Origin of the sequence: Actinoalloteichus spitiensis RMV-1378, from assembly GCF_000239155.1 — a bacterium.
Classification (GTDB): Bacteria; Actinomycetota; Actinomycetes; order Mycobacteriales; family Pseudonocardiaceae; genus Actinoalloteichus_B; species Actinoalloteichus_B spitiensis.
In genome coordinates this window covers 1-6279 of the sequence record NZ_AGVX02000527.1, presented here as the reverse complement: position 1 = coordinate 6279, position 6279 = coordinate 1, and the positions used below count along the sequence as shown (strand labels likewise).

Annotated in this window: 7 protein-coding genes and 1 pseudogene; 3 read left to right on the top strand and 5 right to left on the bottom strand. The window is 73.4% G+C overall.

From position 1 onward, the window contains the following. A pseudogene (locus ACTIDRAF_RS0220990) lies at positions 1-244 on the top strand (8-amino-7-oxononanoate synthase); the annotation flags it as partial. Between the two features lie 34 nt (positions 245-278). Here the strand turns inward: ACTIDRAF_RS0220990 and ACTIDRAF_RS30250 are convergent. After that, positions 279-770, bottom strand: a complete 492-nt coding sequence (locus ACTIDRAF_RS30250; protein ID WP_016700685.1) for a GNAT family N-acetyltransferase — start codon at positions 768-770, stop codon at positions 279-281. 22 nt (positions 771-792) lie between these two features. Then, entirely contained in the window at positions 793-1644 is an 852-nt protein-coding gene (locus ACTIDRAF_RS0220980) for a S1 family peptidase (RefSeq protein WP_016700684.1), read from the bottom strand. Positions 1645-1827: 183 nt separating this feature from the next. Here ACTIDRAF_RS0220980 and ACTIDRAF_RS0220975 point away from each other — a divergent pair, with 183 nt between their 5' ends. Beyond that, entirely contained in the window at positions 1828-2469 is a 642-nt protein-coding gene (locus ACTIDRAF_RS0220975; RefSeq protein ID WP_016700683.1) for a LysE family translocator, read from the top strand. A gap of 13 nt (positions 2470-2482) precedes the next feature. On the opposite strand, the gene ACTIDRAF_RS30245 is transcribed toward ACTIDRAF_RS0220975, so the two are convergent. The 3 genes from ACTIDRAF_RS30245 to ACTIDRAF_RS0220960 all read right to left on the bottom strand — a co-directional run bounded on the left by ACTIDRAF_RS30245 (position 2483) and on the right by ACTIDRAF_RS0220960 (position 5370). Next, positions 2483-3337, bottom strand: coding sequence for a S1 family peptidase (locus ACTIDRAF_RS30245; RefSeq protein ID WP_083886538.1), 855 nt, complete (start codon positions 3335-3337; stop codon positions 2483-2485). Between the two features lie 190 nt (positions 3338-3527). After that, positions 3528-4640 (bottom strand): M48 family metallopeptidase, encoded by a 1113-nt coding sequence (locus ACTIDRAF_RS0220965; protein ID WP_016700681.1) that lies wholly within the window; start codon positions 4638-4640, stop codon positions 3528-3530. Between the two features lie 289 nt (positions 4641-4929). After that, the gene (locus tag ACTIDRAF_RS0220960; RefSeq protein WP_052168919.1) at positions 4930-5370 is read right to left on the bottom strand and encodes an SRPBCC family protein; all 441 of its coding nucleotides are present in this window, start codon (positions 5368-5370) and stop codon (positions 4930-4932) included. A 332-nt stretch (positions 5371-5702) separates the two neighbouring features. On the opposite strand from ACTIDRAF_RS0220960, the gene ACTIDRAF_RS0220955 reads away from it, so the two are divergent. Beyond that, positions 5703-6236 (top strand): YbhB/YbcL family Raf kinase inhibitor-like protein, encoded by a 534-nt coding sequence (locus ACTIDRAF_RS0220955; protein ID WP_026066345.1) that lies wholly within the window; start codon positions 5703-5705, stop codon positions 6234-6236. Positions 6237-6279 lie beyond the last annotated feature (43 nt).

Below are 6279 nucleotides of genomic sequence, written 5' to 3'. Positions count from 1 at the left end.
ACTGGCGGCCAGCACGCCGGCCGGGGCCGTGGTGTCGGTCCGCGCGCCCAGCCCGGCGGCGGCCGTGGCCTGGGCGGAGCGGTGCCGGGAGGCGGGGGTGGCCGTGGGGTGTTTCCGGCCACCGTCGGTGCCCGACGGGGAGTCCCGACTCCGGTTGAGCGCCCGGGCCGATCTGACACCGGCGGACGTCGGCAGGGCCGTCGCCGCCGTGAGCGCGGCGGTCAGGGACGTGCCCGGGAGGTGAGCGCGGGGTCTCCCGGCCGCCGGTGTGGTCTGGTTCAGACCGGGACGCCGGTCCGGGTGGGCGTGGCGGGCCTGCGCATCGGGACGTGCGGGATGCCGTCCTCCAGGTACTCGGGGCCGCACTGCGCGTAGCCGAACGCGGCGTAGAAGCCCCTGGCCTGGGTTTGGGCGTCGAGGACGGTGTCGCGGTCGCCAACCTCGGCCAACGCCGCGGTCATCATCCGGCGGCCCTGCCCGGTGCCCCGGGCCGACAGCGCGGTGCAGACGCGACCGATCCGCACCGACCCGTCCTCCTCCAGCAGGCGGAGGCAGGCCAGCGGGGTGTCGTCCCCCGCTTCGGTGCACCACAGGTGCCGGGTGGTCGGGGCGAGGTCGCGGCCGTCCAGCTCCGGGTACGGGCACTCCTGTTCCACGACGAACACCTGTACCCGGAGCTGGAGGAGCCGGTAGAGCTGGTTCGGGGTCAGCTGGTCACCGCTGGCGACGTGCTGGACGTACTCGGGGCGGTGGTCGGACGTGCTGGGCATGTGCCCTGCATAGCACAGCCCGTCAGCGGCCCAGCTGCGCGAGCAGTGCGTCCCGGTAGGTCAGTACCCGGGTGTACACGCCGGGTTTACCGGCCCTGGCGCACCCGTCCCCGAAGGACACCAGCCCGACCAGGCGGCCACCCACGACCAACGGGCCTCCGGAATCGCCCGCGCACGCGTCCCGGCCGCCCTCCGGGTAGCCGGCGCAGACCATCTGCGGGGCGGTGAACTGGGTGTAGGCGCCGGCGCAGTCCGCATCGGTGACCAGGGGAACGACCACCTCCTGGAGGACGCTCGCGCTGGCGCCGTTCTCGCTGGTGCGGCCCCAGCCCATGACCCTGGCCTCGGTCCCGGCGCGGTAGTGGGACTGGCCGTCCCGTTCGACCACGGGCAGCGTCCGGTAGGGCAGCGGTTCGCTCAGGGTGAGGACGCCGATGTCCTCGCCCTGGGTGAAGGAGACGTAGTCGGGGTGGATCCACACCCGGCTCACGCCCACGTCGTGCCCGTCCCCGGTGCGGAGATCGGTGCGGCCCGCCACCACGCGCAGGGTGGCCGGAGCACGGGTGGTCACCTTGCCCGACCGGGTCTCCGCGACGCAGTGGGCGGCGGTGACGACCTTGTCCTGGGCGACCAGCGCTCCGCCGCAGAACTGCTTGCCCTCGCCGTTGAGGAGCGTGACGGCCCACGGGTACTGCTCGGTGGTGGCGTTCGTCCCGCCGACGATCCGGGCCTGGGCGGGCGGGGCGTCCGGTTCGTCGACCGCGGCCGCCGGGGCGGCCAGTCCCGGAGCGGCGACCAGGGCGAGCACGAGGGACGAGGTGAGGCCCCGCAGCCACGACCTCCCGCGGCGCGACTGGACTGGAGAGCGCAGCACTGCTGCTCCTTTCGTCGGACACCAGTAGGGCACTCAGCGTAGCGAACCAGGCGCTCTCCGCAGGGCCCCCGCGGAACCACACCCCTCAATCGGGAAATATTGTCGTGTTAACCTGCAAAAGCACAGGAATTCTTCCTGCAAGTGTGCGCCCGATCACTAGATCGTCCAACAAGGAGCTGTTCAATGTCGTGGGATGCCTCGGTACTGCCGGCGTTCCTGCTCGCCACCGCGGTCTTCGTCCTCACCCCGGGAGTGGACGTCTTCCTCCTGCTCCGAACCTCGGTGCTGGCTGGGACCCGGGCTGGCCTGGCAACGCTCGCGGGCATCCACACGGCCGTCACGCTGCACATCGCGCTCGTGGTGTCGGGCGTCGGGCTGCTGGTGGCACGCCACGAGACGGCGCTGACCGCCCTCCGGTGGCTGGGCGCCGGATACCTCGCCTACCTGGCGGTGTCGATCCTCCTCGGGCTGCTCCGCCGCCGGACGACCCCTGGCGGTGGCCAGGCACCGGAGGACGCTCCCCCACCGACCCAGACCAGCCACCCCTACCTGCGGGGGCTGCTGACCAACCTGACCAACCCGAAGATGCTGTTGTTCACCCTCGCCCTGTTGCCCCAGTTCATGGGCTCGGCGCAGAACACCACGCTCCAGCTCGCGATCCTCGGCGTCGTGCTGCTGGCGGTGGCGGTGGTCCTGGAACTGTGCATCGTGCTGGCGGCCGGACTGCTCTCGGAGCGGTTGCGACGGCCCCGGGTCACCGCCGGTCTCGACGCCGTCTGCGCCGGCGTGTTCATGGTCCTCTCGGTTGGTCTGGTCGTGGGCTGACCACACGACCCGCTCAGGAGCCGGCCGCCCCCTCCACCTCACGGCTCCAGTCCTCCACCGCGTCGAGGGTGTCGCGGTGGTGGGACAGCCGGGTGTGCACGCCCGCTGCCACGGAGGCGCACCCCTCCGAGAACGAGGCGACACCCAGCAGCAGGCCGTCGGCGACCAGCGGCGCGCCCGAGTCGCCCTGGCAGAAGCCGGCACGGCCCGCCTCGTCCTCCGCGCAGACCATCCGGTCGCCGTCCACCTCCGGGTGCCTCGTCGCGCAGTCCCCGGTCGGCACCGTCGTCACCACCACCCGGCGCAGTGGCCCGCCGGGCTGCTCGCCCTCCTCCGCCGCGCCCCAGCCCACGACCTCCGCCGAGGTCCCGGGACGGTAGGGGGCGGTGTCGGACGGGCCGGCCACCGCGATCGTGGACCGGTCGACCGGGGAGGCCAGTCGCAGCAGACCGACGTCATCCCCTCGGACGGCGGTGGTGAACTCGGGGTGCACCCACAGCCCGTCGACCGGCAGGCTCTCACCCTCGGTGCCACCGCTGTCCGTCCGCCCCACCACGACCCGCAACCGCTCGGTGCTGGCACCGAGCAGGCAGTGCGCGGCGGTGACGACCCGGTCGGCCGCCACGAGCGCGCCACCGCAGAACACCACCCCGTTGTGCGTGGTCAGGTGAACCGCCCAGGGGTAGTCGTCGACCAGCACGGGCTCACCACCCACGACGTCGGTCCGGGGCCCGGTCGTCCCGCGTTCAGCCCTCGTCCCCTCCACCGGCGCGGCCGCCACCAGCACCCCGGCGAGCGCGATCCCGGCCAGCACCAGCCCGGTGACCCTCCTGGTACGACCGCGTTGGTCTCCTCCGCGCCCACGCATCGGTTGCCCCTTCCGGTCGGGTCCGACCTCCAGGCAACCCCGAGGGGGTGAACCGGACAAGTGGGGACCACCGAGATCATCCGGGCAGGTGATCCACGTGCCCGGATCAGCCGCGCGGGACCCCACCGACCGTGTCCGCCACGGCGCCGCCGTTCCGCCGGCCGGGGGTGGGCGCTCGGCGCCCGGGCGGTCAGGACGTACCAGGCTCCTGGTCCCGGGTGCCCTCCGCTCCCGCCGACGGGCCCGCCGGGTCGTCCCCGCCCCGGGCCCCGCCCGTGGGTGCTCCCCCGAAGCGCTCCCAGAACCGGCTCGCCACGCCGCTCACCGCGCCCCCGACCTCGTTGGCCAGTCGCGCGAGCGGATCCGTCGACCGGGCCAGCGACTCGGTGTAGGACCGGGCGCCCTTCCTGATGTCCGACCGCCAGTCCGCAGCGGGGTCGTCGGTCTCCCGGCGCGGGTAGTCACCCGACAGGATCGACCGGTACTCCTCCCCGGCGGCCCACCGCTGGAGTTCGGCCGCGCGGACGACAGCCAGCGGATGGGTGCGCATCTCCAGCTGGCGCAGTTTCAGCAGGCTGTCCCACAACGACTCGACCCCGTCGTAGTCCCGGGCCTGGCGGAGGAACTCGGCGGTGTCCACGCGGTCCGGGTCGGTCGCCCCCGCCATGATCATGTGGGCGCGCAGCGCCGCACCCGCGTCCTGCGCGCAGAGCAGGCCCGCCCGGTCGCAGGACAGTTCCGACCTGCGGTACCAGTCGGCCAGCGCGAAGAGGACCGCGCGGATGCCCCAGTAACCCACCGGCATCCAGCCCATCCCGGCCATGATCGACTGGAGCCGGTTCATCAGCGTCCGGTAGACGGCGTGCCCCGACAGCGCGTGCCCCATCTCGTGTCCGATGGCGAACCGCAGCGACGCGGTGTCCATGAGCTCCACGAGCCCGCTCGTGAGCACGATGAAGGGCCGGTCCATCCCGACGCACTCGGCGTTCGGCCGGGGGTCGCGGGCGACGAACACCTCCGGCACCTCCGGCAGGTCGAGAGTGGACGCGCACTCCAGCCGCAGCGCCTGGATCTCCGGGAACTGCGATTCGGAGACCCTGATGTGGGAGGCCAGCGAGAGCAACCGTTCACTGCGTTCCCCGGTCATGCCGTTCACCGCCCGCAGCACGGCGGCGAAGGGCGGTACCGCCCGCAGGGTCGCCAGCGCGCCCCGGTCAGCCGGGTGCTCGTAGGCGCGCGGGCTGATTCCGGGGAAGCGGACGCGGTGCGCGTGCTCGCCGTGGTCGATCTCGTCGGTGGCCATCGTCGGGTCCCCTCAGCCGTGGTCCGGTGCCCCCACGCTAACCGTCCACCGCGCCGCTCGTGCCCGAATCCGGTCGGCCCGGGCGGGCACCGGGGCGCGCGCCATCACGCCCCGGGTTCGCTCGTGGCGACCGCTCCGCCCCACCAGGCGCCGCCTCCGGGAACCGGCCCTGGCCGCCGTGCCCCCGGGCCCCGGACCCCGGACCGAGTGGCGCGCGGGCTCCTCGGCCGGGGCCGTCCGCCGGTTCCCGACGGCTCGGTGCGCGTGCACCGTCCGCCCGGGTGGCGCGTCAGGACAAGGAACCCGCCACGTTGTCCAACAGCCGCTGGTGGATCTTCCGCAGCCCCAGGGGAGCGAAGATCCGCTCGAAGAAGCCCTTGACGCCGCCAGCGCCCTCCCAGGTCGTCACACCGGTCACCCGGCTGCGGTCGTCACCGAGGTCGACGACCGTCCAGGTGGTCACCAGCGTGGAGTTCTCGTCCGACTCCACCAGCTGGGTCTCGCGCGGGGTGGTGACGTGCATGACGCAGTCCCGCACCCTGCTCTTCGTCGCCTGGAGCTTCCACCGGACCCGCGTTCCCTCACCCCGGCCGCCGCTGAGCACCTCGTACTCGGTGTAGTTCTCGGTGAGCACCCTGCTCCGCGAGTCCTCGTAGTCCGCCATCGCCGCGTAGACCTGGGTGGCCGGCCTGTCGAACTCGCGGCTCACCTCTGCCCTGACCTGTCCCATGATCTCGACCGTGCCCCTCGTCGTGCCCGGGCACCGGAGCCGGACCGGCGCCGTCTGATCACCATCCTGTCACCGGCGCCCGCCGGCTCACCACCGGGGGACGGACCGGGCGGTGGTGGTGGGACGTCCCGGCGGGCGGCCTCCACGGGGGACGAACTCGCCCGAACGGCCCGCCGGTCCCGCCCTGACTACAGTCGTTTGTGGACCCACCACCCCGCGCCGAGGACACCTGGGCGACCCGGCGAGCCCGGACCTCGCCGGCGGTGGTGGGCCCGGCGGTCGAGGAGGACCGCCCGACGGCCACATCGGACAACGAGGAAGGACCACCTGACATGGGCCTGGACCGCCCCGTCGCACCCGACCCCTACCGCCTGCTGCCCGAGGTCGGTTCGTTCACCGTCACCAGCTCCGACGTCCGGCACGGCGAGACCCTGCCCGACGCGCAGGTGGCCGCGCACGGCGACACCTCGCCCCAGCTGAGCTGGCAGGGGTTCCCCGCCGAGACGCGCGGCTTCGTCGTGACGTGCTTCGACCCGGACGCCCCGACACCCTCCGGGTTCTGGCACTGGGGCGTGGTGAACCTGCCCGCCGACGTCACCGAACTCCCGGCCGGCGCGGGTTCCTCCGACGACAGCCTGCCAGCGGGCGCCTTCCACGTGCGCAACGACCTCGGAGGGCACGGCTTCACCGGTGCCGCGCCGCCGGCCGGCGACCACCCGCACCGCTACTACTTCGTGGTGCACGCCATCGACGTCCCCCGGCTGGAGGTCGACCGGGAGGCCAGCCTCGCGGTGGTGTCCTTCAACCTCGCGTTCCACACCCTCGCCAGGGCCGAGCTGACCGCCACCTACGCCACCAGCGGCTGACCACCCGAGCTCCAGCGCGCGGCCAGCGGCCGGCGGCACCCCC

Excerpts from the sequence above, each read along its gene's own strand:
- ACTIDRAF_RS30245 (WP_083886538.1), bottom strand. The coding sequence starts at position 3,337 with ATGCGTGGGCGCGGAGGAGACCAACGCGGTCGTACCAGGAGGGTCACC.
- ACTIDRAF_RS30250 (WP_016700685.1), bottom strand. The coding sequence starts at position 770 with ATGCCCAGCACGTCCGACCACCGCCCCGAGTACGTCCAGCACGTCGCC.
- ACTIDRAF_RS0220965 (WP_016700681.1), bottom strand. The coding sequence starts at position 4,640 with ATGGCCACCGACGAGATCGACCACGGCGAGCACGCGCACCGCGTCCGC.
- ACTIDRAF_RS0220955 (WP_026066345.1), top strand. The coding sequence starts at position 5,703 with ATGGGCCTGGACCGCCCCGTCGCACCCGACCCCTACCGCCTGCTGCCC.
- ACTIDRAF_RS0220975 (WP_016700683.1), top strand. The coding sequence starts at position 1,828 with ATGTCGTGGGATGCCTCGGTACTGCCGGCGTTCCTGCTCGCCACCGCG.
- ACTIDRAF_RS0220960 (WP_052168919.1), bottom strand. The coding sequence starts at position 5,370 with ATGGGACAGGTCAGGGCAGAGGTGAGCCGCGAGTTCGACAGGCCGGCC.